20 protein-coding genes and 1 pseudogene are annotated in these 25,182 nt (G+C 67.4%); 13 read left to right on the forward strand and 8 right to left on the reverse strand.

The annotated features are described in order from the left end of the window. Positions 1–99: 99 nt before the first annotated feature. Positions 100–2,181: a bifunctional diguanylate cyclase/phosphodiesterase gene (locus SY91_RS32425; RefSeq protein WP_006481456.1), complete on the forward strand. Its 2,082-nt coding sequence runs from the start codon at positions 100–102 to the stop codon at positions 2,179–2,181. Positions 2,182–2,315: 134 nt separating this feature from the next. Here SY91_RS32425 and SY91_RS32430 read toward each other — a convergent pair whose 3' ends face one another. Further along, a complete protein-coding gene (locus tag SY91_RS32430; RefSeq protein ID WP_023477595.1) occupies positions 2,316–2,852 on the reverse strand; it encodes a carboxymuconolactone decarboxylase family protein in 537 nt (178 codons plus the stop codon). Between the two features lie 122 nt (positions 2,853–2,974). Between SY91_RS32430 and SY91_RS32435 the strand changes: the two genes are divergently transcribed. Next, on the forward strand, positions 2,975–3,955 hold the full coding sequence (locus tag SY91_RS32435) for a cupin domain-containing protein (RefSeq protein WP_034175553.1): 981 nt from the start codon (positions 2,975–2,977) through the stop codon (positions 3,953–3,955). 287 nt (positions 3,956–4,242) lie between these two features. Next, positions 4,243–5,148 carry a LysR family transcriptional regulator gene (locus SY91_RS32440; RefSeq protein ID WP_043888514.1) on the forward strand — a complete coding sequence of 302 codons (906 nt, stop codon included), beginning with the start codon at positions 4,243–4,245 and terminating at the stop codon, positions 5,146–5,148. A gap of 77 nt (positions 5,149–5,225) precedes the next feature. Here SY91_RS32440 and SY91_RS32445 read toward each other — a convergent pair. From SY91_RS32445 to SY91_RS32455, 3 genes and pseudogenes are all read right to left on the reverse strand, one after another. Next, a pseudogene (locus tag SY91_RS32445) lies at positions 5,226–5,414 on the reverse strand (DUF1348 family protein); the annotation flags it as partial. A 16-nt stretch (positions 5,415–5,430) separates the two neighbouring features. Further along, positions 5,431–7,500: a pyridoxamine 5'-phosphate oxidase family protein gene (locus tag SY91_RS32450; protein ID WP_006481451.1), complete on the reverse strand. Its 2,070-nt coding sequence runs from the start codon at positions 7,498–7,500 to the stop codon at positions 5,431–5,433. A 100-nt stretch (positions 7,501–7,600) separates the two neighbouring features. After that, on the reverse strand, positions 7,601–8,218 hold the full coding sequence (locus SY91_RS32455) for a glutathione S-transferase family protein (protein WP_023477600.1): 618 nt from the start codon (positions 8,216–8,218) through the stop codon (positions 7,601–7,603). A gap of 514 nt (positions 8,219–8,732) precedes the next feature. Here SY91_RS32455 and SY91_RS32460 point away from each other — a divergent pair. Beyond that, positions 8,733–9,452, forward strand: a complete 720-nt coding sequence (locus tag SY91_RS32460; RefSeq protein WP_011545754.1) for a response regulator transcription factor — start codon at positions 8,733–8,735, stop codon at positions 9,450–9,452. After that, on the forward strand, positions 9,452–10,966 hold the full coding sequence (locus tag SY91_RS32465) for a sensor histidine kinase (RefSeq protein ID WP_023477602.1): 1,515 nt from the start codon (positions 9,452–9,454) through the stop codon (positions 10,964–10,966). The genes SY91_RS32460 and SY91_RS32465 overlap by 1 nt, the downstream gene beginning before the upstream one ends. 15 nt (positions 10,967–10,981) lie before the next feature. Here SY91_RS32465 and SY91_RS32470 read toward each other — a convergent pair whose 3' ends face one another. Then, complete coding sequence (locus SY91_RS32470; protein ID WP_043888515.1) at positions 10,982–12,091, reverse strand: AraC family transcriptional regulator; 1,110 nt, start codon at positions 12,089–12,091, stop codon at positions 10,982–10,984. Between the two features lie 184 nt (positions 12,092–12,275). Continuing rightward, positions 12,276–13,067, reverse strand: a complete 792-nt coding sequence (locus tag SY91_RS32475) for an HAD-IIB family hydrolase (protein ID WP_023477604.1) — start codon at positions 13,065–13,067, stop codon at positions 12,276–12,278. Positions 13,068–13,368: 301 nt separating this feature from the next. Here SY91_RS32475 and SY91_RS32480 point away from each other — a divergent pair, with 301 nt between their 5' ends. From SY91_RS32480 to SY91_RS32505, 6 genes are all read left to right on the forward strand, one after another. Further along, a complete protein-coding gene (locus SY91_RS32480; RefSeq protein ID WP_023477605.1) occupies positions 13,369–15,003 on the forward strand; it encodes an AMP-binding protein in 1,635 nt (544 codons plus the stop codon). Continuing rightward, positions 15,003–16,163, forward strand: coding sequence for an AraC family transcriptional regulator (locus tag SY91_RS32485; RefSeq protein WP_023477606.1), 1,161 nt, complete (start codon positions 15,003–15,005; stop codon positions 16,161–16,163). Before SY91_RS32480 ends, SY91_RS32485 begins: the two co-directional genes overlap by 1 nt. Positions 16,164–16,567: 404 nt before the next feature. After that, positions 16,568–18,358 carry an acyl-CoA dehydrogenase gene (locus SY91_RS32490; RefSeq protein ID WP_023477608.1) on the forward strand — a complete coding sequence of 597 codons (1,791 nt, stop codon included), beginning with the start codon at positions 16,568–16,570 and terminating at the stop codon, positions 18,356–18,358. 81 nt (positions 18,359–18,439) lie between these two features. Beyond that, entirely contained in the window at positions 18,440–20,068 is a 1,629-nt protein-coding gene (locus SY91_RS32495; RefSeq protein WP_409557539.1) for an electron transfer flavoprotein-ubiquinone oxidoreductase, read from the forward strand. 48 nt (positions 20,069–20,116) lie between these two features. After that, positions 20,117–21,310, forward strand: coding sequence for a beta-ketothiolase BktB (gene bktB / locus SY91_RS32500; protein WP_006481441.1), 1,194 nt, complete (start codon positions 20,117–20,119; stop codon positions 21,308–21,310). A 38-nt stretch (positions 21,311–21,348) separates the two neighbouring features. After that, positions 21,349–22,203 (forward strand): 3-hydroxybutyryl-CoA dehydrogenase, encoded by an 855-nt coding sequence (locus SY91_RS32505; protein ID WP_105797942.1) that lies wholly within the window; start codon positions 21,349–21,351, stop codon positions 22,201–22,203. 71 nt (positions 22,204–22,274) lie between these two features. Here the strand turns inward: SY91_RS32505 and SY91_RS32510 are convergent, their stop codons facing one another. Further along, positions 22,275–22,940, reverse strand: a complete 666-nt coding sequence (locus SY91_RS32510) for a TetR/AcrR family transcriptional regulator (RefSeq protein WP_124592384.1) — start codon at positions 22,938–22,940, stop codon at positions 22,275–22,277. Between the two features lie 95 nt (positions 22,941–23,035). On the opposite strand from SY91_RS32510, the gene SY91_RS32515 reads away from it, so the two are divergent. Beyond that, positions 23,036–23,860, forward strand: a complete 825-nt coding sequence (locus SY91_RS32515; RefSeq protein WP_077180558.1) for an NmrA family transcriptional regulator — start codon at positions 23,036–23,038, stop codon at positions 23,858–23,860. 2 nt (positions 23,861–23,862) lie between these two features. Then, entirely contained in the window at positions 23,863–24,348 is a 486-nt protein-coding gene (locus SY91_RS32520) for a DUF1772 domain-containing protein (protein WP_185921450.1), read from the forward strand. A 20-nt stretch (positions 24,349–24,368) separates the two neighbouring features. Here the strand turns inward: SY91_RS32520 and SY91_RS32525 are convergent, their stop codons facing one another. Further along, positions 24,369–25,169, reverse strand: a complete 801-nt coding sequence (locus SY91_RS32525; RefSeq protein WP_027811579.1) for an AraC family transcriptional regulator — start codon at positions 25,167–25,169, stop codon at positions 24,369–24,371. Between the last annotated feature and the right edge of the window lie 13 nt (positions 25,170–25,182).

Consider the following 25,182-nt stretch of genomic DNA (forward strand, 5'->3'; position numbering starts at 1 on the left):
CCGCTTTCCTTTTGTGCTTAACCTTCACACGAATTCACGAAGATCCCATGCAACGCGTGGTCTCGTCGTCGCCGAATCGAAAGCGATCTGTAAACAACAATGCTGCCGACCAGTTATAACGCGTTGCTCGTTCTTCTTTCGCTGCTGATTGCCATATTGGCGTCCTACACCGTGCTGGACATGGCTGGGCGCATCAAGAGCGCTCAGGGGCATGCCGCACGGTGGTGGCTGGTCGGCGGGGCTTGCGTGATGGGCACGGGCATCTGGTCGATGCATTTCGTCGGCATGCTCGCTTTCGCGTTGCCGATTCCACTCGGATACGATCCGGCCATTACCTTGCTGTCGTTGCTGATCGCGATCGTCTGCTCCACGGGCGCACTGTGGCTCGTCTGCCGGGACACGCTGAAGTGGCGCCGGCTGTGCGGCGGGGCCATGTTGATGGGGGCCGGCGTAGCGGGCATGCATTACACGGGCATGGCGTCGATGCGCATGTCGCCCGGCATCGGCTACGACCCGTTGCTCGTTTGCCTGTCGGTCGCGATTGCCGTGGTCGCATCGGGCGCCGTGCTGTGGATCGTATTCATCCGGCGTGCCAACTCGTCGCGCGTGCGCCTGCTCAACCTGGGATCGGCCGTCCTGATGGGCGCCGCCATCGCCGGCATGCACTATACCGGGATGGCCGCCGCCCGCTTCCCGCTGGGCAGCATCTGCGGGGCAGCCGGCTCGCGCATGGACGCCGGCTGGCTGGCACTGGTCATCATCGTCGCCACGTTGGCCATACTCGCCATTGCGTTGATCGTCTCCATCCTCGACCTGCGTCTGGAGGCCCGCACGGCGGTACTGGCCACGTCACTGGCCGCAGCCAACCAGGAATTGACGTATCTGGCGCTGCACGACAACCTCACCAAGCTCCCCAATCGCGTGCTGCTCGAAGACCGGATCGATCAGGCGATTCAGGGTGCCGACCGCGAGCACGGAAGCTTCGCGCTGATGTTCATGGACCTCGATGGATTCAAGGCGGTCAACGATGCCTATGGTCATCACGTCGGCGATCTGTTGCTGGTCGACGTGGCGCGGCGCATCGGCGCGAACCTGCGTTCGCAGGACACGATTGCCCGCCTGGGGGGCGACGAATTCGTGCTGGCCGTGGCGGTGGACGAGCCCGCGGACGCGGCCGACGTGGCGGACAAGATATTGGCGGTGATCCGGAAACCGTTCCGCGTGTCCGAACACGAATTGCGCGTGTCGGCCAGTATCGGCATTGCGCTCTATCCCGGCAACGGTAGCGATTTCCGCGACCTGATGACCAATGCCGATGCAGCGATGTATCACGCCAAGGCACTCGGCCGGAACGCGTACTGTTTCTTCGAGGCATCGATGAACGCGAATGTCCGCGAGCACCTGAAAATCGTGCAGGAGCTCCGTTTGGCGCTGGAGCGGCGTGAACTGGTCCTGCACTACCAGCCGAAGTTCGACGTCCCGCACGGACCGATCATCGGCGTCGAGGCGCTGTTGCGATGGATGCACCCGACGCGCGGTCTCATTTCACCCGATCAGTTCATCCCGATTGCGGAAAAGACCGGCTTGATCGTGCCGATCGGCGAGTGGGTGCTGGACGAGGCCTGTCGGCAGATGCGCGTGTGGTGCGATGCAGGTCGAACCGACTGGACGATGGCCGTCAACCTGTCGCCGCTGCAATTCGGTCACGCGAGCCTGATCCGGGTCGTGGAGGCCACCTTGCAGCGGCACGCGCTGGAGCCGCACTGCCTGACGCTGGAGATCACGGAATCGACCGCGATGCGCGATGCGGACGCCAGCTTGAGAATCCTGCAGCAGCTTCACGACATGGGCGTGCGCATTTCCATCGACGACTTCGGAACGGGTTATTCAAGCTTGCTGTATCTCAAACGCTTGCCGGCCAGCGAGCTCAAGATCGACCGCGGCTTCATTCGCGATCTCGAACACGATACCGAAGACGCCGCGATCATTTCGGCGATCGTCGCCCTCGGCCGGGCACTGGACCTGAAGATCGTCGCGGAGGGCGTTGAAACGACGGCCCAGCAGCAGTTCCTGACCCAACTCGGCTGCAACTCGCTGCAGGGCTTCCTGCTCGGGCGCCCGATGCCGGCGGATCACTTCGTCGAAATGACCGCGCACGGCAACGGGATCAACACCATTTGAGCGTTTTCCGCTCCCGGCGTGGCGGTAGCGCATGCAGGCACCCGTGTGCCGGGCGCGTCGGCAAGTTCCGTTTCGATGAAGGCCGACGAATGAACGATTCGGAATCGGTCGCCGAGGCCCGCACGGACGCGCCGTTACGCCACAGCCGGAAAATCGAGCGTCGTATCGTTCACGCGATTGACGAGGTTCGTGAACGTGATCGATGCGATGGCGAGACTGATCTCGATGAGCTGGCGTTCCGTATAGCCCGCTGCGCGCACCGCATCGACGACCGCAACGGGAACCGTGCCGTGCGTGCCGACGAGCGTACGGACATACGCGACCAGCGCGTCCCGCGCGGCGTCGCCGGTTGTCGCGCCTGCGCGCACCTGCTTCATCTGATCACTCGTCAGGCCTGCCAGCTTGCCCATCAGCGTGTGAGCGGCCACGCAGTAATCACATCCCGCGTATTCGCTGACCGTCAGCTTGATCACCTCGATATCGGCCTTGCCGAGTGTGCTTGCCGCGACCGCCGCATCGAATGCCAGCGCCGCGCCGAGCGCTTCGGGGCTTTGCGTGCCGATGGTTGCGTAGGCGTTGGGCACCTTGCCGACAGCCTTCTTGATTTTCGCGAACACTTCAGCGGTCGCGCCGGTTGCCTCTTCAGGGTGAATGGTGGTGAGACGGGACATGATCGACTCCTTGCTTCATGGTTGAACGGTTAGCCATGTCGTATGGCATGGGAGTCAGTGTAGGGATGCGCGGCGGTTTCTTTAATGCCATACTGCCGCAACTCCATGCTCAAACGTCTCATATGGAAATGCTCGACCGATTGCTGTCGATGATGCCGGTCACCGGGCGACTTGACGTGCGGTGCCACTTCGGTGCGCCGTGGCGCATCGACCATCCCGAGTCGAGCGAGTGGGAACTCCCTTATCACATACTGTTGCGCGGCGAGGCTGTCGTCGAGTGCGAGACGCACGGAGAAGACGAGCCGACGCTCCGGATGAAGGCCGGCGACATCGTGGTGTTTCCCTCCGGCAGTGCCCATCGGCTGCACGACGGCAGCGGCGACGCGCCGCGCGCGGCGCGCGAGCGGCACAGCAACGGCCTGACCGTTGCGACGAACGGCAGCGCCGACGCGAGCACCGATGTGCTGTGCGGGCGCTTCGTGCTGCCGGCTGTCCCGCAGCAGTTGCTGCGCGACCATCTGCCTCGACGTCTGCTCGTGAGCAGCGTGACCGCGGGCGATGGACCGACGCGCGACGCCGCGTTTGCAGCCACGCGGCTGGCGCGGGTCATCGAATTGATGAGGGAGGAAGCGCTGGAGCAACGCGCCGGCAGTGCCGCGGTCGTGGATCATCTGTCCGGCGCGCTGTTCGCGTTGACCCTGCGCAGTGCGTCCGAGGCGGACCACGCGCCGCGCGGGCTGCTTGCGCTGGCACAACGTCATCGGCTGCAGCCGGCTCTCGCGGCCATGTTCGACGAGCCAGAAAAGCCTTGGACACTCGCACAGCTGGCCGAGCGGTGCCACATGTCGCGCGCGACGTTCGCCCGCCATTTCGACGAGGCGATCAGCCGCTCGGCAACCGATGTCCTGACGGAAATCCGCATGGCACTTGCCGGGCGCAAGCTGGCGCAAACGACGATGTCCGTCGCGGAGATCGGCGAATCGGTCGGATATCGATCCGAGGCCGCGTTCCAACGGGTGTTCAAACGGCAGGTAGGCATGACGCCGGCGAAGTGGCGCATGCGATCGTCGAGAACCGCGGGGCCGGACGCGCATTCATCCTGACGCACGATGCTTGCGCGGCGTTCGCCTGCCGGTTCCGTCCGGGATCGACGTTCGCACGATCGCCTGCCTGCGGATCGGATTCGCGATGCTGTCGAATTCATCGCGGCCGGCCCACGACCGCGCAGCCGTCGACGATGCATGGTGCATGCACGGAAACGATCGTCGCGCACCGACCTCGCACGCGGAACGGATTCGAAATTTTGCTATGCTGGCCGCCGCCATGCGGCGACATGGATGCGCGCGATGCGCGTGCGGACAGGTTCACTTCACCCGGATATCTTTCATACATGGACAGGCTCCAGGCCATGACCACCTTCGTCACGGTGGTCGAGACGGAAGGGTTCGCATCGGCGGCGCGCAAGCTGAACGTATCGCCGTCGGTGATCAGCCGCGTGATGACGGAACTCGAGGAATATCTGGGCGTGCGGCTTCTGACGCGGACGACGCGCGTGGTCCGCATCACCGATGCGGGCGCGTCGTTTTACGAAGACTGCCGGCGAATTCTGGCGGACATCGACGCGGCGGAGCTTTCCGCCACCGGCACCGGCAATACGCCACGCGGCCAGCTCACCGTCACGGCGCCCGTGCTGTTCGGCAAGAGCTATGTGACACCGATCGCGCTCGAGTATCTGGAGCATCATCCTTTCGTCAATCTCAACTGCTGGTTTCTGGACCGCGTCGTGAATCTCGTCGATGAAGGTGCCGACGTTGCAGTGCGTATCGGCGAACTTCCGAACTCGTCGCTGCAGGCGATCCCGGTCGGCAAGGTACGCCGCGTGCTGTGCGCTTCTCCCGCTTATCTACGTGCGCACGGCACGCCGCGGCATCCGGACGATCTCGCGGCTCATGTCACGATTCAGGCGACGGGCATCACGCCGGCGCCGGAATGGCGCTTCCGTGCGCGGGACAGGACGCTCACCGTCCCTATCCAGCCACGCCTGCTGACCACGACGAACGATTCCGCGATCGCCGCGGCGACGGCCGGCCTCGGAATCGTGCGCCTGCTGTCATATCAGGTGGTCGACGAGCTCGCGCAAGGCACGCTGTGCGTGCTGCTGGCCGAGCACGAACTTGCTCCGCTTCCGGTTCATGTCGTGCATCGGGAGGGCCGGCACGCGAACCGGAAAGCGCGCGCCTTCATCGATCTCTGCGTCGAAAGGCTGAGAGCCAAAGCGCCGCTGTGGTCTGCCTAGCTGACACCGGCGAGTCGGCACGGCGCGCGCGCGGCCGTTCTGGTGGCAACGCATGCACGTTCCGTATGTAACGGACCCTACAGGCCGAGATCGCTCAGGCCGGGATGATCGTCGGGCCTGCGCCCGAGCGGCCAGAAGAACTTCCGGTCGGCCTCGGCGATCGGCAGATCGTTGATGCACGCATGGCGGTGATGCATGAGGCCATCGTCACCGAATTCCCAGTTCTCGTTGCCGTATGAGCGATACCAGTTCTGCGTGTCGTCGTGCGACGAGGGTTCAGAATTACACGTCGAGCAGCAGACGGTCGCCTCCGCCCGATTCGCGATGCGCGGGCACCGCGCAGCAGATCAGCGCTTCGTCGTCCGATACCTTGAATTCCGGCGCGACCGGATACGTCACCGCGCCTTCGACGATCCGGGTGCGGCAGGTACCGCAACTGCCTCCGCGGCACCCGTATTCGGGCGTCAGGCCGCGCGCCTCGGCCAGCTCCAGCAGCGAGCCGCTGCCCGGCTGCCAGCGCGCTTCCTTGCCCGACTTGACGAACGCGACGGGTGTCGGCGTATCCGCCGGCGCGCGCAGTGGGGCACTTGCGCCCGAATCGGCTCGACGCTTGAGCCCGGAAGGGCCGAACGGCTCCGCGTGGATCCGGTGGTCCGCCACGTTCAGGTCGCGGAGCTCGTCATAGACCGCCTGCATGAAGCCCGACGGTCCGCACAGATAGAAGTCGTAGTCGTCGAACGGCAGCGTGGCGCGCAGCAGGTTCGCATCGATGCGGCCCGCGACGTCGAACTCGTCGCCTTCCCGCGCGCCGGTCGCGTCCGACAGGACGCGCACCACGTTCACGGCGCCGTTCGCCGCCGATGCGAGCTGGCCGATCTCGTCGCTGAACGCGCGCTCCTTCACGGAGCGTGCGGCGTGAAAGAACCAGGTCTTGCGCGTGCCGCGCTTGCGCGCGCCTTCGTAGACGATGTGACGCAACATCGCCAGCATCGGCGTCACCCCGACCCCTGCCGCCAGCAACACGGCAGGACGGCGCTCGAGCGCATCGATCGTGAATTGCCCCGCGGGCGCTCGGACGTCGATGTTGTCACCGACCTGCACCACGTCATGCAGATGCGACGACACGCGGCCTTCGCGCTTTACACTGATGCGATACACACCGTCCGACGGCGCGCTCGACAACGTATAGGTCCGAATGAGCGGATCGCCGTCTTCCGACGGGTTCACGCGAATCGGCACGTGCTGGCCCGCCAGGTGCGGTACCAAGCCGGCACCGTCCGCGGGGTCGAGCTGGAACGAGCGGATCAGCGTGCTCTCGTCGGTGATTTTTGCGACCCTGAACGGACGCCACGCCCGCGCCAGTTCGGCGGCGCTCAGGCGGCTCGCGGCCTCGTCCCAGCTCCCCGTCATCAGCGAGTTGGGCGACCAGCCTTCCGCGCGGAACGTCCAGCGCAACGGCAGTGCGCCGGCGCGAAAAACCACGCGGCGCGGCTTGAAGCGCCACAGTCGCTCCGCGCCCTGAAAGGCGGCGATCTCGGGCGAATCGAGGTCGACTTCGGCTTCACCGGTCATCTGCAATACGTCGCCGGTTTCGAAGTCGGCGAACACGATGCCCGCGCGCGGATTGACCCGAAAATTGCCGAGTGTCGCGAAGAACAGGTTGCCGGCGAAATCCGGGATCGTCAGCACGCCGTCGTCGCCGATGCGCACGAACCCCGCCTTGCCGCCGCGATGCGAAACGTCGACCTGACGCTCGGCGCCGTCGCCGACGTAGGACGCGACGAACAGCGTGTCGGCAGCCGCGATGATCGCGCGGGCGCGATCGTCGAGCCGATCGCTTTGCTCCGGTGCGATCGCGGAGAACGTATCGGGTTCGCGTACGAAGGCGAAATCGCGCAACTGGATGTATTGCGGGCAGTTGCCGAAGCTCTGCACGACGTCGAGATCGAATGCGTGCGTCTCGCCGCGACGGATCACGCCGTTCAGGCGATTGCGACGCCGCGTATGCAGTTCGATGCCGAGCAGGCCGATCGCCGCGCCGTCGTGCGTGCCGCTGGCAGCCGGATCGTGCGGATCGAATACGGTGTCGATGCGCAGGCGCTTGTCGTTCGGCGACTGCATGAAGCCGGGGCGGCCGAATGCGAACGTCGCCCATACATCGCCGTCGTCGGCCACCGCACCGACGACGACAAAGGGCAACTGCGCGAAGAACGCCCGATGTTGGTCGGGCATGTGGTTCCTGACGAAGCGTCGTCCCACGCTGTCCATCTTCTGCATGACGCCCGTCTTTTCCTGCAGCTCGAGTTCGCCCCGATGCCACGGCGAGCTTGCTTCATTCGATATCGTGCTCACGATGTGTCTCCCGGACAGAATCTGCACAATGACGCGCACGGCGCCCCTTGACGCGCCGGTGTCGCCCGCCGGCACCGCGCGGGCAACGGGCCGGCCTCGCTCACGCAGCCGCCGCGAGCCCGACCGGCGTCTTCACGAACTCGACGAAACCCGGCAACGCCTCGATGCGGCGCAGCCACGTCGCGACGTTCGAATAGCCCGACAGGTCCACATTGCCTTCGGGTGCGCGGGCAACGTAGCCATACAACGCGACGTCGGCGATGGTGGGCTTCGACCCGACGATGAAGTCGCGCCCCGCGAGTTCGGCGTCGATGAGCGCGAGGATGCGATGCGCGCGGGCGATCACTTCGTCGGCGTCGAACTTCGCACCGAAGACCGTGATGAGCCGAGCGGCGGCCGGGCCGAATGCGATCTCGCCGGCCGCGACGGACAACCAGCGCTGCACGGCGGCTTCCTGCACCGGCGATTGCGGGAGGAAGTCGCTGTTGCCCGACGTGCGGGCGAGATACACGAGAATGGCATTCGAATCGGCAATCACGGTTTCCCCGTCGACCAGCACCGGCACCTGACCGAAGCGGTTCAGCGCCAGAAATTCAGGCGACTTGTGCGCGCCGGCGGCCAGGTCGACTTCAATCAGTTCGTGTTCGATGCCGAGCAGCGAGATGAGCAGGCGTGCGCGGTGCGAATGACCGGAAAGCGGGTGAACGTAGAGCTTCATGACGGTTTCCTTTTGGGCGGGGTGCGATGAGCAGGTCTCATCGCTTGCGGCAAGTGTAGAAACTCGACGGTTGCGACAGAATCCCCGCCGCGGAGAATGGATCGTTCTCGTTTCGAGAATAGTCGGACGAAAGCTGAGGTTGCACCGCCGGCGCGTTGCCGGCCGGCGCGCTTGCGGCCGCCTCGAGGAACGCGTCGACGGCTGCACGGCACATGACCGGTGTGTCCGCACCGGGGCAAGGTGGCACGCGGCATCTGGCGGCCGCCTTTCGGCGTCGATCGAGTATTCGTGCGGGGACGCGCGGAATCGAGCGTGAGGGGGGCGGAGCGGGAAGCCTTGCGGACATTGGCTTACATCAGGAGCACGATCCAAAATTAAACGAAATGTGATCACTCTCCGCCGCAAAATTTTGCACAATGACGGCAGCGCGGCCTTCCGCCGCGATTCGACCCGGGCCGATCGCCCGTCGACCGCCATTATCGAACCCCGCTCCGACGCGCCGCCATCCACCGCCATGGACCAACCGAAACGCATCCTGATCGTCGAGGACGACGCCGACATCGCCGACGTGCTGAGCCTGCACCTGCGCGACGAGCGCTACGAGGTCGTGCACAGCGCGGACGGCGCCGAAGGGTTGCGCCTGCTCGAACAGGGCAACTGGGACGCGCTGATCCTCGACCTGATGCTGCCGGGCGTCGACGGCCTCGAGATCTGCCGACGGGCCCGGGCGATGACGCGCTATACGCCGATCATCATCACGAGCGCGCGGTCGAGCGAGGTGCATCGCATCCTCGGCCTCGAACTCGGCGCCGACGACTACCTCGCGAAACCGTTCTCGGTGCTCGAACTCGTCGCGCGCGTGAAGGCGCTGCTGCGGCGCGTCGATGCGCTCGCACGCGATTCGCGGATCGACGCGGGCACGCTCGACGTCGCGGGGCTGGCGATCGACCCGATCGCACGCGAGGCGAGCGTCGACGGCGCGCGCCTCGACCTCACGCCGCGCGAATTCGACCTGCTGTATTTCTTCGCGCGGCACCCGGGCAAGGTGTTCTCGCGGATGGACCTGCTCAATGCGGTGTGGGGCTATCAGCACGAAGGCTACGAACATACGGTCAACACCCACATCAACCGGTTGCGCGCGAAGATCGAGGCCGATCCGGCCGAGCCGGTGCGCATCCTCACCGTGTGGGGGCGCGGCTACAAGCTCGCCGCGCCGGGCCAGCGGGACGCGTGATGAAACTCACGCTCACCCGGCGGCTGTCGCTCGTGTTCTCGATCCTGCTGATCGCGTGCTCGGGCGCGTCGGCATGGCTGCAGATCCGTGCGAACGACATGCGCGAGAAGGAGGTCGTGCAGGCGCTGTCGCGCGACCTGGCCACGAACATCGCCAACAGCGCGCCGCTGATGGACGCGAACGGGCTGCGCCCCGACGCAGTGCGCACGCTGTTCGGCCAGTTGATGGGCGTGAACCCGAGCGTCGAGGTGTACCTGCTCGACAACGCGGGGCGCATCAAGGGCGACGATGCGCCGCCGGGCCACGTGAAGCGCGACCGCGTCGATCTCGCGCCCGTGCAGCGTTTCATCGCGGGCCAGCCGCTGCCGATCCTCGGCGACGATCCGCGCAGCCCGGACGCGCGCAAGGTGTTCAGCGCCGCGCCGCTGCAGCGCGCGGGGCAGCCGCCGTCGGGCTACATCTACGTGGTGCTGCTCGGCGAGGCGCATGACCGGCTCGCCGCGCGCGTCGACGCCGGCAACGTGCTGCGCACGACGCTGTGGTCGATGGCGATCGTCGCGCTGCTCGGCCTGCTCGCGGGCCTCGTCGCATTCAGTTTCATCACGCGCCCGCTGCGCCAGCTGACGGCCGCGATGCGCGCCTTCGACGCGAACGATGCGCCTGGCGCGCCGGGTACGCCCGACACGCCGCCGCCGCCGGTGCTGCGCTTGCCGCCGGGCCAGCGCGGCGACGACATCGCGGTGCTCGAATCCGCGTTCGCGCAGATGGCCGACCGGATCGGCGATCAGTGGCGCGCGCTGACGCGCCAGGACCAGCAGCGGCGCGAACTGATCACGAACATTTCCCATGACCTGCGTACGCCGCTCACGTCGCTGCACGGTTATCTGGAGACGCTGTCGCTGAAAGCCGACACGCTGCCCGAGCCCGAACGGCGGCGCTACCTGTCGATCGCGCTCGCGCAGAGCGCGAAGGTCGGACGGCTCGCGCAGGCGCTGTTCGAGCTCGCGCGGCTCGAATCGGGCGGCGCGCAGGCCGAGCGCGAGCCGTTCTCGCTCGTCGATCTCGTGCAGGACGTGTTCCAGAAATTCGAGCTGGCCGCGCAATCGCGCGGCGTCGCGCTGCATGCGCGGATTCCGCCGCGCGTGCCGGTGGTGTCGGCCGATCTCGGGATGATCGAGCGCGTGCTGACCAACCTGCTCGACAACGCGCTGCGGCACACGCCTTCGCATGGCGAGATCGAGATCGCGCTGGAGCCGCAGGGCGACCGCGTGATCGTGACCGTGTCGGATACCGGGGAGGGGATTCCGGCGGCGCGGCGAGAAGGGCTGTTCCAGCGGCCGCAGCGGCCGACGGGCGGCGGCACGGTGACGAGCGGCGGGCTCGGCCTGTTGATCGTGCACCGGATGCTCGCGCTCAACGGCAGCGGCATCCGGCTCGTCGACCGGCCCGGGCGCGGCGCGGTGTTCGAGTTTGCGCTGGCGGTCGCGTCACCGGCGGCGGGCGACGCACGCTGAGCGCGAGCGGCGGCGTCATCCGCCGCGCTTGCGCCGCACGTCGCTCGGCGTCGTGCCGGTCCAGCGCTTGAACGCGTGGCGAAATCCCACGGCATCGCTGAAGCCGAGGGTCAGCGCGATGTCCTCGGTGCTGAGCGTGGTCGTGCTGAGGTAGTCGATCGCGAGCGCCTTGCGCACGCTCGTCAGCAGTTCGCTGTACGACGTGCCTTCGGCTTCGAGCTTGCGGCGCAGCGTGCGCGACGTCATGCACAGGATCTCGGCGATCGCGTCGATGTCCGGGAATTGTCCCGGCGTGCGGGTGAGTTCCTCGTAGACGCGCCGCGTGATGCCCGACTGGCTGCGCAATTCGTCGAGCAACTGCGCGCAGTGCGACGACACCTGCGCGGCGGTGATCGGGTTCGCGAGCTGCGGCGCGCGCGCGAGCCACGCCGCCGGATAGCTGAGCACGTGATGCGGCTGGTCGAACGCGATCGGGCATTCGAGCGCGTCGGCCAGCAGCGCGCCGTGCGGCGGCCGCGGCTGCGCGAACTGCGCGCGCGCCGGCACGCACCATCCGCCCATCACGTCCTTGATGATCGTCACGTGCAGCGCGAACTGCATGTCGATCAGGAAACGGTACAGCGGCTCGTCGAGATCGGGCAGCGCGACTTCGTGCCGGTCCGGGAACAGCCACGATGCGGTATCGCCCTGTTCGACCCAGCGGATCGGCAGCATGCCGTTCGCGAGCCGGTGATACTTGACGGCGGAATCGAACGCATGCGCGAGCGATTCCGAGCACAGCATCGCGTAGCCGTACATGCCGTAGCTCGACGCGTGCAGCCGGCGGCCGACGCGCACGCCGAGATCGGTGCCGTCGTACCGGCCGACCGCATTGCGCGCGGCCGTCAGGAACTGCAGCGGCGACGTGAGCGCAAACGGGTCCGCGACGTCGGCCGGCGCGAGGCCGGTGCCGGCGAGCACCGTCGCCGGGTCGAGGCCGGCTTGCGCGGCCACGTCGACCAGCACGGCCAGCTTGGCCGGCGTGAAGCGCTGCTCGCGCAATGCGTGGGCGGAAGCGGCGTCCGGCAGCCGGGCGGGACGGCCGGGACGGGCGTCGGTCGGTTTCAAGAGCGCACTGCGCGGCATGGCGGGTTCTGCGTCCGAATCGATATCGTTGACGGCACGCAATTCTGCGCGGGAACGGTCCCATCCGCCACCGGGTTCACCCTGATACACGCCGGCGCCACGCGGCATCACCCGGGCTGGAAGACGCCTGCCTGCCGCGCGAACGGGTTCGCGAGGCGGCTCCACGTACTGCTCCGCGGGGCAGTCAGCCCCGATCGCCGGGATGCGCGCGCAGGATCGCGTCGGCGAATTCGACGAAGCCGCTGCCGCCCGGGCCTTGCGTGATCCAGCGCGGCAGCGCGGGCAACTGCGGCAGATATTCGACCACGGTGCTCATGCCGGCCGTATGCGCGAAATGGCCGAACATCGGCGCGTCGTTCGTGGAGTCGCCCGAATAGGCGACGCAACCGGGCGCCGCACCGGCATCGACGCCGAACGTATCCGCCAGCACGCGCAGCGACATCGACAGCTTGTCGTACCCGCCGACCCAGCCGATCACCCACAGGTTGTTGATGGTCGCGTCCGCGCCGGCCTCGATCAGCGCGTCGAGAATCCGCTGGTCGTGGTCGCTGCCGCTGCGGGCGTACGCGAGCGACGTCAGGCGGAAGTCCTGGTCGTCCGCGTGGCGGGCGGCGGGGACGGCCTTCCCGACATGCTGCGCGATGCGCCGCAGCGCGTCGCGCGCGCCGTCGAGCGCATCGTCCGCGTGCCAGTAACGGCGTTCGGCGCCGTGTCCGTCCGCGCCGCGCCGGATGAAGAGCCCGCCGTTCTCCGCGATCACGCCGTCGACCGGCCACATTCGCGCCATCTGGTCGCACCAGCCGGCCGGCGCGGCGGTGACCGGAATCACGCGGATGCCGCGCGTCTGCAGCCGCTCGAGCGCCGCATAGGTCTGCGCGGCCAGACGACCGCGATGGGTCAGCGTTTCGTCCATGTCGGTCAGCAGGAATCGAACGGACGAGAAGGTGTCGGCGGGGGCCAGGGCGAGCGGCTGCATGGTCTGGGCGAATGAGGGACGGTCGTCGATTATGAGGAACGGCGGCACGCCGCGCCATGCCGCTTGCTGCTTTGCAATTCGCGCCCGGGAATATGCGCGTGGCGGCGTCCGGCGGGGTTGCCCGGACACGCCGGCGTGCGCGCGTGTCCGTTTCGATCATGTTTTCGGCCGCCCGGATCATTTGCAAAGCGCGTCGCGCGGGCGATAGTCGCCGGTCAGGCGGCGGCCCGCGTCCTTCGGGCGTGCAGGCCGCCGTGCAAACGGTACGCAGGCTGGCGTGCCGTCCAAAGAGGAGTGAGACATGACGAAGAGACACTGGATCGGGTCGTATGGCTCGATCCCCGCCGAGATCGACGCCGATCGCCATCCTTCCGTCAGCGCGCTGCTGGACGACGCGATGCGCCGCTTCGCCGATCGTCCGGCGTTCCATGCGTTCGGCCGCACGCTCACCTATGCCGACGTCGAGCGCCTGTCGACCGCGCTGGCCGCGTATCTGCAGCAGGTGGTCGGCGTGCGCAAGGGCGATCGCGTGGCCGTGATGCTGCCCAACGTGCTCGCGTTCCCGGTCGTGTTCGTCGCCGTCGCGAAGATCGGCGCGATTCAGGTCAACGTGAATCCGCACTACACCGCGCGCGAGCTCGAGCATCAGCTCAACGACGCGGGGGTCGAGGTGGCGGTCGTCTGCGGCGGGTCGATGGGCACGTTCGCGGACGTGGTCGGCGGCACGCGCGTGCGCACCGTGCTGAGCGTGGGGCGCGAGGATCTCGGCGTCGTCGATGCGCCGGCCGGCACGTGCGACGCACTGCCGCCCGGCTCGACCACGCTCGCGCAGGCCATCGCCGCCGGCGAATCGCTCGCGTGCGAGCCGGTGGCGCTGAGCGGCGCGGACCTGTTGCTGCTGCAATACACGGGCGGCACGACCGGCTTGTCGAAGGGCGCGGCGCTGTCGCATCGCAACCTCGTCGCGAACATCGCGCAGTTCGCGGCGATCGTGCCGGATGCACGCCGGCCGGGCGAGGAAGTCGTCGTCACGGCGATTCCGCTGTATCACATCTTCGCGCTGACGGTGAACTTCCTGTCCTACTTCGCGATCGGCGCGCAGAACTGGCTCGTCGCGAACCCGCGCGACATGGACGGGTTCATCGACGTGCTGAAGGCCGCGCGGCCGACGGTGTTCGTCGGCGTGAACACGCTGTACGCGGGGCTTGCCGGCCATCCGCGGCTGAAGGAGGTCGACTGGTCGCGGCTGAAGCTGTCGGCCGGCGGCGGCGCGGCGGTGATCGACGTGATCTCGTCGCGCTGGAAGGCGGTGACCGACAACTTCATCCGCGAAGGCTACGGGCTGTCGGAAACGTCGCCGGTCGTGTCGTTCAACCCGCAGTCGATCGACCGGTTCACGGGCACCACGGGCCTGCCGCTGCCGTCGACCGACGTGAAGCTGCTCGACGACCAGGATCGCGAGGTGGCGATCGGCGAAGCGGGCGAGATCTGCGTGAAGGGGCCGCAGGTGATGAGCGGCTACTGGCAGAAACCGGACGCGAATGCGGCCGCGTTCACGGCGGACGGCTATTTCCGCACCGGCGACGTCGGCGTGTTCGACGCGGCCGGCTTCCTGCGGATCGTCGACCGCAAGAAGGACATGATCATCGTGTCCGGCTTCAACGTGTACCCGAACGAAGTGGAAGCGGTCGCAACCGCGCTGCCGGGCGTCGCGGAATGCGCGTGCATCGGCGTGCCGGACCCGCGCACGGGCGAGGCCGTCAAGCTGTTCGTGGTGCTCGCGCCGGACGCCGACGTGACGGAAGCGCAACTCGTCGCGCATTGCCGCGCGAGCCTGGCCGCGTACAAGGTGCCGAAGCTCGTGCGCTTCGTCGACCGGCTGCCGAAGTCGACGGTCGGCAAGATCCTGCGCCGGGAACTCAGCCGCACCGACTGATGAAGACGACGCGCCGCGCGGCCTCGGCTGCGCGGCTCGGTGTGCCGACGACCCCGAAGGTGGCGCGCGGGCCGCTCAAGTACAATGCGCTCGGTTCGATCGACGGGGACGCGATGACCGGCTCAGATTCACTTTCCGCCCGGCCCGGGCGTGCGCTGCCTTCGCCGAGCGCGACGGTGCCGATCTCGCTCGTCAACGGCTTTCTCGCGAGCGCGGGCGTGCAGCGCGACGTGGTCGAGCGCTACCTGCGCGGCGCCGGCATTCCGATCGAGCTGCTCGGCGAGCCGCATGCGCGCGTGACGGAGGAGCAGTTCTCGACGCTGTACCGTACGCTCGCGATCGATCTCGACGACGAGATGCCCGGCATCTTCTCGCGGCCGCTGCGCGGCGGCACGCTGAAGTACCTGTGCCTGAGCCTGCTCGATGCGCGCAACCTCGAAACGGCGCTGCATCGTTTCGGGCAATTCTTCCATATCCTGCTCGACGACTTCTTCGTCGAATCGAAGCGCGACGATCTCGTCGCGCAGGTGCTGCTGCGCCCGAACGACGCCATTGGGCCGATCGGCGCGCTCGGCCAGGAGCTGATGCTCAAGCTCGTGCACGGCGTGTGCTCCTGGCTGATCGGCCAGAAGATCCCGCTGCTGCAGATCGAGTTCGCGTGCCCGCGGCCGCGCCATGCGGTCGATCACCTGTACTTCTTCACCGGCGCCGTGCAGTTCGACTGCGCGCGCACGCTGATGCGCTTCAGCGCCGATTATCTCGACGCGCCGATCCGGCAGAGCAAGCGCAACCTGAGCAAGTTCCTCGCGCGTGCGCCCGGCGACTGGATCTTCGAATCGTTCAGCGAACAGCTCGTGTGCCACCGCGTGCGGCAGTACCTGTCGGCCGCGCTGCCGGATCTGCCCGTGATCGACCAGGCGGCCGAGCACCTGCATTGTTCGGTGCGCACGCTGAGCCGTCACCTGGCCGCCGAAGGGACGACGTTCCAGGTGCTGAAGGACGAGCTGCGGCGCGATATCGCGATCCAGCGGCTGACCGACACGCCGGACACGATCGCGGCGATCGGCGCCGATATCGGCTTCGACGATCCGAGCGCGTTTCATCGCGCGTTCCGGCACTGGACGGGGAGTACGCCGGGGACGTACCGGCGTCGGGCGTGACGCGGGCGCGGGGCGGTAAGTCGCAGCTTTCCGGATCGAATCCCATAAGCGGCTCCCTTGCGGTTTTCATGGCCGGTTTTTCGGCGGACACTCCCATAACCGGCGCCCCTTTGCTGCTCGAGCCGGGTAGGCGGGCGCGCGCTTGATCGCTTTTTTGGCGCGCTTTATCGCGATTTCCGATGCGGGCAAATCGGGCGCTGATGCCCGCCAGACGGGCTTCTCCGCCGCATGCGGGGGGCGCCGCTGGTGCGTGACGTGGCCGATTTTGTCACCATGTGGGCCGGATATGACAATGAAAATCCGGCATCCCGGCGTTAGGATGGCCCATCACGTCGCCGGTTCTGGCCGGTTTTGCCGTACCGTACCCCCGGCGCCCTATTCACCGCCTGATTGGAACATCGACCATGAGCTATAACGCCCCCGTCAAGGACATGCTGTTCGTGCTGAAGGAACTCGCGGGCATCGACGCCGTTGCGCAGTTGCCGGGTTTCGAGGATGCCGGTTACGACACGGCGCAGGCCGTGCTCGACGAGTCCGCGAAATTCTGCGGCGAGGTGCTGGCGCCGCTGAACGTCGAAGGCGACCGCAACCCGAGCAGCTGGAAGGATGGCGTCGTGACCGCGACGCCGGGCTTCGGCGAAGCGTTCCGCCAGTTCGTCGAAGGCGGCTGGCAGGGGCTGCAGCATCCGGCCGAATACGATGGCCAGGGGTTGCCGAAGCTGATCGCGACGCCGTGCATCGAGATGCTGAACGCGTCGAACCTGTCGTTCGCGCTGTGTCCGCTGCTCACCGACGGCGCGATCGAGGCGCTGCTGACGGCCGGTACCGACGAGCAGAAGCAGCGCTACGTGCCGAAGCTGATCTCCGGCGAATGGACCGGCACGATGAACCTGACCGAGCCGCAGGCCGGCTCCGACCTCGCGCTGGTGCGCTCGCGCGCGGAGCCGCAGGGCGACGGCACCTACAAGGTGTTCGGCACCAAAATCTTCATCACGTGGGGCGAGCACGACATGGCGGACAACATCGTCCACCTGGTGCTGGCGCGCACGCCGAACGCGCCGGAAGGCGTGAAGGGCATCTCGCTGTTCATCGTGCCGAAGTTCATGGTCAACGACGACGGCTCGCTCGGTGCGCGCAACGACGTGCACTGCGTGTCGATCGAGCACAAGCTCGGGATCAAGGCGAGCCCGACGGCGGTGCTGCAATACGGCGACCACGGCGGCGCGATCGGCTATCTCGTGGGCGAGGAAAACCGCGGCCTCGAATACATGTTCATCATGATGAATGCGGCGCGCTTCGGGGTCGGGATGCAGGGGATCGGCGTGGCCGACCGCGCGTACCAGAAGGCGGCCGAATTCGCGAAGGAACGCGTGCAGAGTCGCCCGGTGGATGGCTCGGCCAGGCAGTCGGTGACGATCATCCATCACCCGGACGTGCGCCGGATGCTGGGCACGATGCGTGCGCTGACCGAAGGCGCGCGGGCGCTGGCCTATGTGGCCGCCGCGCACAGCGACATTGCCCACCGCCATCCGGACGAGGCGACGCGCGCGCGTCATCAGGCCATCTACGAATATCTGGTGCCGGTCGTGAAGGGCTGGAGCACGGAGATGGTGAACGACGTGGCGAGCCTGGGCGTGCAGGTGCACGGCGGGATGGGCTTCATCGAGGAAACCGGCGCCGCGCAGTACTACCGCGATGCACGGATTCTCGCGATCTACGAAGGCACGACCGCGATCCAGGCGAACGACCTCGTCGGCCGCAAGACGCTGCGCGACGGTGGCGCGGTTGCCAAGGCGCTGATCGCCGAGATCGGCGAGACCGTCGCGGCGCTCGGCAAGCTGGACGGCGCGGCGGCCGCCTCGATGAAGGCGCAGCTGGAGAAGGGCGCACGCTCGCTGTCGTCGGTGGTGGACTACGTGCTGGCGAACGCGAAGCAGGACCCGAATGCGGTGTTCGCGGGCAGCGTGCCGTACCTGAAGCTCGCGGGCGTCGTGCTGTGCGGATGGCAAATGGCGCGCGCGCTGCTGGCCGCTCACGCGAACCGTGCGAGCGACGTTGCGTTCTTCGACGCGAAGATCGCGATCGCGCAATGCTATGCGGAGCACGTGCTGGTGCAGGCGGGCGCACTCGAGGCGTCGATCGTCGGCGCGAAGGGCAACGAGAGCGTGCTCGCGTTGACGGAAGACCAGTTCTGACCCACTGACGGTCGGGACGCAGCAGGAGACAGGATTTTGACCACACAGGACTTGCTCGCGCAATACGGCCCGCGCGAATCGATGGAATACGACGTCGTGATCGTCGGCGGCGGCCCGGCCGGGCTGTCTGCCGCGATCCGGCTCAAGCAGCTGGCCGCCGAGAAAGGCACCGAGATCGGCGTGTGCGTGCTCGAGAAGGGTTCCGAGATCGGCGCGCACATCCTGTCGGGCGCGGTGATGGACCCGCGCGCGATCACCGAGCTGTTTCCCGACTGGAAGGAACGCGGCGCGCCGCTCGACGTCGAGGTGACGGAAGACCGCTTCCTGTTCCTGTCCGAGAAGAGCGCGGTGACCACGCCGAACTGGGCGCTGCCGGACAACTTCAAAAACCACGGCAATTACGTGATCTCGCTGGGCAACGTCACGCGCTGGCTTGGGGCACAGGCCGAGGCGCTCGGTGTGGAGATCTTCCCCGGCTTCCCCGCCGCGGAGATTCTTTACAACGACGACGGCTCGGTCAAAGGCGTCGCCACCGGCAACATGGGCGTGGGCAAGGACGGCGAGCCGACCGAGAACTTCCAGCTCGGCATGGAGCTGCATGCGAAGTACACGCTGTTCGCCGAAGGCTGCCGCGGCCACCTCGGCCGCCAGCTGATCTCGAAGTTCAAGCTCGACGCGAACGCCGATCCGCAGGCGTACGGGATCGGCATCAAGGAACTGTGGGAAATCGACCCGGCCAAGCACAAGCCGGGCCTCGTGATCCACACGGCCGGCTGGCCGCTGAAGTCCGACACGTACGGCGGCTCGTTCCTGTATCACATGGACAACAACCAGGTGGTGGTCGGCTTCGTGGTGGGCCTGGGTTACACGAACCCGTACCTGTCGCCGTTCGAGGAATTCCAGCGCTACAAGACGCATCCGTCGATCCGCGCGTTCCTCGAAGGCGGCAAGCGCGTGTCGTACGGCGCACGCGCGATCACGGCGGGCGGCCTGCTGTCGCTGCCGAAGACGGTGTTCCCGGGCGGCGCGCTGATCGGCGACGACGCGGGCTTCCTGAACGCGTCGCGGATCAAGGGCAGCCACGCGGCGATCAAGACCGGCATGCTGGCGGCCGATGCCGCATTCGACGCGGTGCAGGCCGGCCGCCAGTCGGACGAGCTCAATGCGTACCCGGATGCGTTCAAGCAATCGTGGCTGTACACGGAGCTGTACCGCGCGCGCAACTTCAAGCAGTGGATGGCCAAGGGCCTGTACCTGGGCACGCTGATGGTGGGGCTCGAGCAGAAGGTGATGGGCGGCAACGTGCCGTGGACGCTGCATCACCAGCACGCGGACCACGAGATGCTGAAGCCGGCGTCGCAGTGCGAGCCGATCGCGTATCCGAAGCCGGACGGCAAGCTGACGTTCGACCGGCTGTCGTCGGTGTTCATCTCGAACACGAACCACGAGGAGAACCAGCCGGCGCACCTGACGCTGAAGGACGCGAGCGTGCCGGTGAACGTGAACCTGCGCACGTACGCGGGGCCGGAGGCGCGCTTCTGCCCGGCGGCGGTGTACGAGTTCGTGAAGAACGACGACGGCGGCGATCGGCTCGTGATCAACGCGCAGAACTGCGTGCACTGCAAGACCTGCGACATCAAGGACCCGACGCAGAACATCGTGTGGGTCACGCCCGAAGGCGGCGGCGGGCCGAATTACCCGAACATGTAACGCAACGCATCCCCGCGCCCGCGGGCGCGAACGAACCGGAGTGAGACGATGAGCAATGCAGCGAAGGAAGTCGTGGTGGTGAGCGGTGTCCGTACCGCAATCGGTGATTTCGGCGGCAGCCTGAAGGATTTCTCGCCGACCGACCTCGGCGCGAAGGTGGTCGCCGAAGTGCTGTCGCGCGCGAACGTGCCGGGCGACGCGGTCGGGCACGTCGTGTTCGGCCACGTCGTGAACACCGAGCCGAAGGACATGTATCTCGCACGCGTCGCGGCGATCAACGGCGGCGTCGCGCAGCACACGCCGGCGCTGACCGTGAACCGCCTGTGCGGCTCGGGCCTGCAGGCGATCGTATCGGCCGCGCAGACGATCATGCTCGGCGATGCCGACGTCGCGATCGGCGGCGGCTCGGAGAGCATGAGCCGCGCGCCGTACACCGTGCCGGCCGCGCGCTTTGGCCAGCGCATGGGCGACGGCAAGCTCGTCGACATGATGCTCGGCGCGCTGCACGACCCGTTCCAGACGATCCACATGGGCGTGACGGCCGAGAACGTCGCGAAGAAATACGACATCTCGCGTGACGCGCAGGATGCGCTGGCGCTCGAATCGCATCGTCGCGCGGCGCGTGCGATCGCGGAAGGGCGCTTCAAGGACCAGATCCTGCCGATCTCGATCCGCACGAAGAAGGGCGAGGTCGCGTTCGATACCGACGAGCACGTGCGCCACGACGCGAGTGCGGACGATTTCACGAAGCTCAAGCCGGTGTTCGCGAAGGAGAACGGCACCGTGACGGCCGGCAACGCGTCGGGCATCAACGATGCCGCGGCCGCCGTGCTGATGATGAGCGCGGACGCCGCGCGCGCGCAAGGCGTGAAGCCGCTCGCCCGCCTCGTCGCGTATGCGCACGCGGGCGTCGATCCGGCGTACATGGGTATCGGCCCGGTGCCGGCCACGCAGAAGGCGCTCGAACGCGCGGGCCTGAAGATCAGCGATCTCGACGTGATCGAAGCCAACGAGGCATTCGCGGCCCAGGCGTGCGCGGTCACGCAGGAGCTCGGCCTCGATCCGGCCAAGGTCAACCCGAACGGCTCGGGCATCTCGCTCGGTCACCCGATCGGCGCGACCGGCGCGCTGATCACGGTGAAGGCGCTGTACGAGCTGAAGCGCATCGGCGGGCGTTACGCGCTCGTGACGATGTGCATCGGCGGCGGCCAGGGGATTGCGGCGATCTTCGAGAACATCTGATAATCGACCGCTCAGCCTCCGAATACACAGGAATCGTCATGGCCATCGAAACCGTCGGCGTCGTGGGCGCCGGAACCATGGGTAACGGCATTGCGCAAACCGCCGCCGTTGCAGGACTGAACGTCGTGATGATCGACGTCAGCGACGCCGCGCTCGACAAGGGCCTCGCGACGCTCAAGGGCAGCCTCGAGCGGCTCGTGTCGAAGGACAAGCTCGACGCCGACGCCCGCGATGCGGCGCTCGCGCGCATCACGACGTCGACCGACTACGCGAAGCTCGCCGCCGTCGACATCGTGATCGAAGCCGCGACCGAGAACGTCGAGCTGAAGGGCCGCATCCTGAAGCAGATCGAGGCGGTCGCGCGTCCGGACGCGATCATCGCGACCAACACGTCGTCGATCTCGATCACCGCGCTCGCGGCGCCGCTCGCCGATCCGTCGCGTTTTCTCGGCATGCACTTCTTCAACCCGGTGCCGCTGATGCCGCTCGTCGAGATCATCCGCGGGCTGCAGACGAGCGACGCGACCGCGTCGGCCGTGCGCGCGCTGACCGAGCGTTTCGACAAGTCGCCGATCGGCGTGCGCAATTCGCCGGGCTTCGTCGTGAACCGGATCCTGGTGCCGATGATCAACGAAGCGTTCTTCGTGCTGGCCGAAGGCATCGCGTCGGCCGAGGAGATCGACGCGGGGATGAAGCTCGGCGCGAACCACCCGATCGGACCGCTCGCGCTGGCCGATCTCGTGGGCCTCGACGTGTGCCTCGCGGTGATGGACGTGTTCGTGAAGGACTTCGGCGATCCGAAGTATCGTGCGTGCCCGCTGCTGCGCGAGATGGTGTCGGCCGGGCGGCTCGGGCGCAAGACCGGGCGCGGGGTGTACGACTACAGCAAGTAAGCGGCGCTTCATCCCACTTCGCGCGGCCGCCTTCGGGCGGCCGCTTGCATTGTGCGGCACGCATGGCGCGATCACGCGTCGAGCACCGCCAGATCGCGCGGCAGCATGCGCTTGAACATCGTGAGCAACTGCCGCGCCGCCTTCGGCGGCAGCGTGATCGCGTGGCGCACGGCCGCCGCGATCTGGATCATCATCAGCTCGGCGAATGCGCTGCGCTGCGCGCGGGTCGTGTCGGGCGCGACTTCCGCCAACGCATCCGCGAACAGGCCGGCCAGGAATTCTCCATCCGCGCGGTCCAGCGCCTGCAGCGCGCGATCGGCCTGGGTCGCGCGCCAGATGTCGCGCATCAGCGGCTCGTCGACGAACATCCGGTAGTAGCTGTCGGTGATGCGCGCGAGCGTGGCGTGCAGATCGTCGATGGTTTTCATCCCCGCGAGGTCGCGCCGCACGCAGTCGTGCCCGACTGCGTTGTAGCGCTCCGCGAGCGTGCCGATCACGGCCGCCTTGTCCGGAAAGTACTGGTACAGCGAACCGAACGAGATGCCCGTGCGTTCGACGATGTCGCTCATCCGGAACGCATCGCAGCCTTTCTCGATCATCACGTCCGACGCGCACGCGAGGATGCGCTCGAACCGCTCGCGGCTGCGCTGCTGCGTCGGTACCAGCCGCGCGCGCGCCGGCGCGTCCACTGCCGCCGCGTCGGGCTCGTCGTTCTGCCCCGATTTTTGTCGGCCCATGCCGTCTCCCGAAAAACTTGACGTTGCTAATGCGAGAGTCTATCGTGTTTTTAAAACGCGAGACATTCTCGTGTTTTTCAAAAAAGGAGACGCACATGTCGGCCCTTCCCATCCTCATCGTCGGCGGTTCGGGCAAGACGGGCGCCCGCGTCGATGCCCGGCTGCGCGCGCGCGGCCTCGCGACGCGGCCGGTGTCGCGCACGTCGGCCGTTCGCTTCGACTGGACGGCGCCCGAGACCTGGCCCGCCGCGCTCGACGGCGTGTCGGCCGCCTATGTGACCTACCAGCCCGATCTGGCCGTCGAAGGCGCGGTGGAGGCGATCGCCGGATTCGCGCGGCTCGCGCGGGGGAGCGGCGTCGAGCGCGTGGTGCTGCTGTCCGGGCGCGGCGAGCCGCGTGCGCAGGCGGCCGAGGCTGCATTGCAGGCGTCGGGCGTGGGCTGGGGTGTCGTGCGCGCAAGCTGGTTCAATCAGAACTTCTCCGAGGGCTATCTGCTCGACGGCGTGCTGGCCGGCGAAGTCGCGCTGCCCGCCGGCGCGGTGCGCGAGCCGTTCGTCGATGCGGACGACATCGCGGACGTGGCCGTGGCCGCGCTCACCGATGCGCGGTTCGCGGACCGCGTGATCGAGGTCACCGGCCCGCGCGCGCTGACGTTCGCGGAAGCGGTCGGCGAAATCGCGCGGGCCGCCGGGCGGCCGATCGCCTACCGTGAGATTCCGCACGATGCATTCGTCGCGGGGCTGAGCGAGGTCGGTGTGCCGGAGCCGGTCGTCGCGCTGCTCGACGACCTGTTCGACGGGGTGCTCGACGGGCGCAACAGCGCGGTGACGCACGGGGTCGAGGCCACGCTCGGGCGCCCGGCGCGCGATTTCGCCGACTATGCGCGCGCGGTCGCCGCGACCGGCGTATGGAGCGCCTGACCATGATCGCGTTCGTGACTTCAGCGTTGCTGTGGGGTTCGGCCATTGGCTGCGGGTTGATGGCCGGCGTGTACTTCGCGTTCTCGACGTTCGTGATGACGTCGCTCGGACGGCTCGCGCCGCAGGCCGGCGCGGCCGCGATGAATGCGATCAACGTCGACATCGTGCGTTCGCCGTTCATGCCGCTGTTCCTCGGCACGACGCTGATGGCGCTCGCGCTCGTCGTGATCGCGCTGTTCGATCGCGACTCGCCGGGCGCGATGGCGGCGCTCGTCGGCGGCGTGTTCTACGTGTTCGGCATGTTCGCGGTGACGATGGCCGTCAACGTGCCGCTCAACGATGCGCTCGCCGCGGCCGATTCGGCCACGGCGCAAGGCGCGGCGCTGTGGACGCGCTACCTGCACGACTGGACGAGGTGGAATCACGTGCGCACGGTGGCGTCGGCCGCCGCATGCGCATGCTTCATCGCGGCAATCGCGGCGCGCTAGCGGTATCGGCAGCGCGGCCGTTACGCGTAAAACGCCGACGGCGACATCCCGAAGTGCCGCTTGAACATCGCGGAGAACGCGCTCTGGCTACTGTAGCCGTGATCCATCGCGACGGTCAGCACTTTCTCGCCGTGCGCCAGACGCTTGAGCGCGAGCAGCAGCCGCGCCTGCTCGCGCCAGCGGCGGAAGCTGAGCCCCGTCTCGCGGCGGAACGCGCGATGCAGCGTGCGGACCGACAGGCCGAGCAGGTCGGCCCACTCGGCGATCGTGCGCAGGTCGTCGGGCGTGGCGACCAGCGTGTCGCAGATCGTCCGCAGGCGCGCGTCGTGCGGCCACGGCAGGTACAGCGGCAACAGCGGCGCGACGGTCACTTCGGCAAGCAGCAGGCGCATCAGGTGATCGTGGCGCGAGCCCGGCGCGTAATCGAGCGGCACGTCGACCGCGGCGAGAATCAGCTCGCGCAGCAGCGGATGCACTTCGACGACGCAACTGCGCGCGGGCAGGTGCTCGACCGCGCCCGGTTCGACGAACACGGTACGCATCTGCACGTCGCCGCTCATCTGCACCGTATGATCGAGGCCGGCTTCGAGCCACACGCCGCGCGTCGGCGGCACGACCCACGACGCGCCTTCCGATTCCACGTGCATCACGCCCTCGATCGCGTAGAGCAATTGCGCGCGGCGATGGCGGTGCGGCGCGATCGACGTGCCGTGCACGTACGTGGCCGCCATCGCCGACACGGGCATCGGCGTCGATTCGTAGCGCAGGTGCGCAAACGGCGGGGTGGACTCGCGTGTCCGATTGGCGACAAGTCGTGACATTTTGGCGTGAGAC

The organism is Burkholderia cenocepacia (genome assembly GCF_014211915.1).
In the GTDB taxonomy this organism is placed as follows: domain Bacteria; phylum Pseudomonadota; class Gammaproteobacteria; order Burkholderiales; family Burkholderiaceae; genus Burkholderia; species Burkholderia orbicola.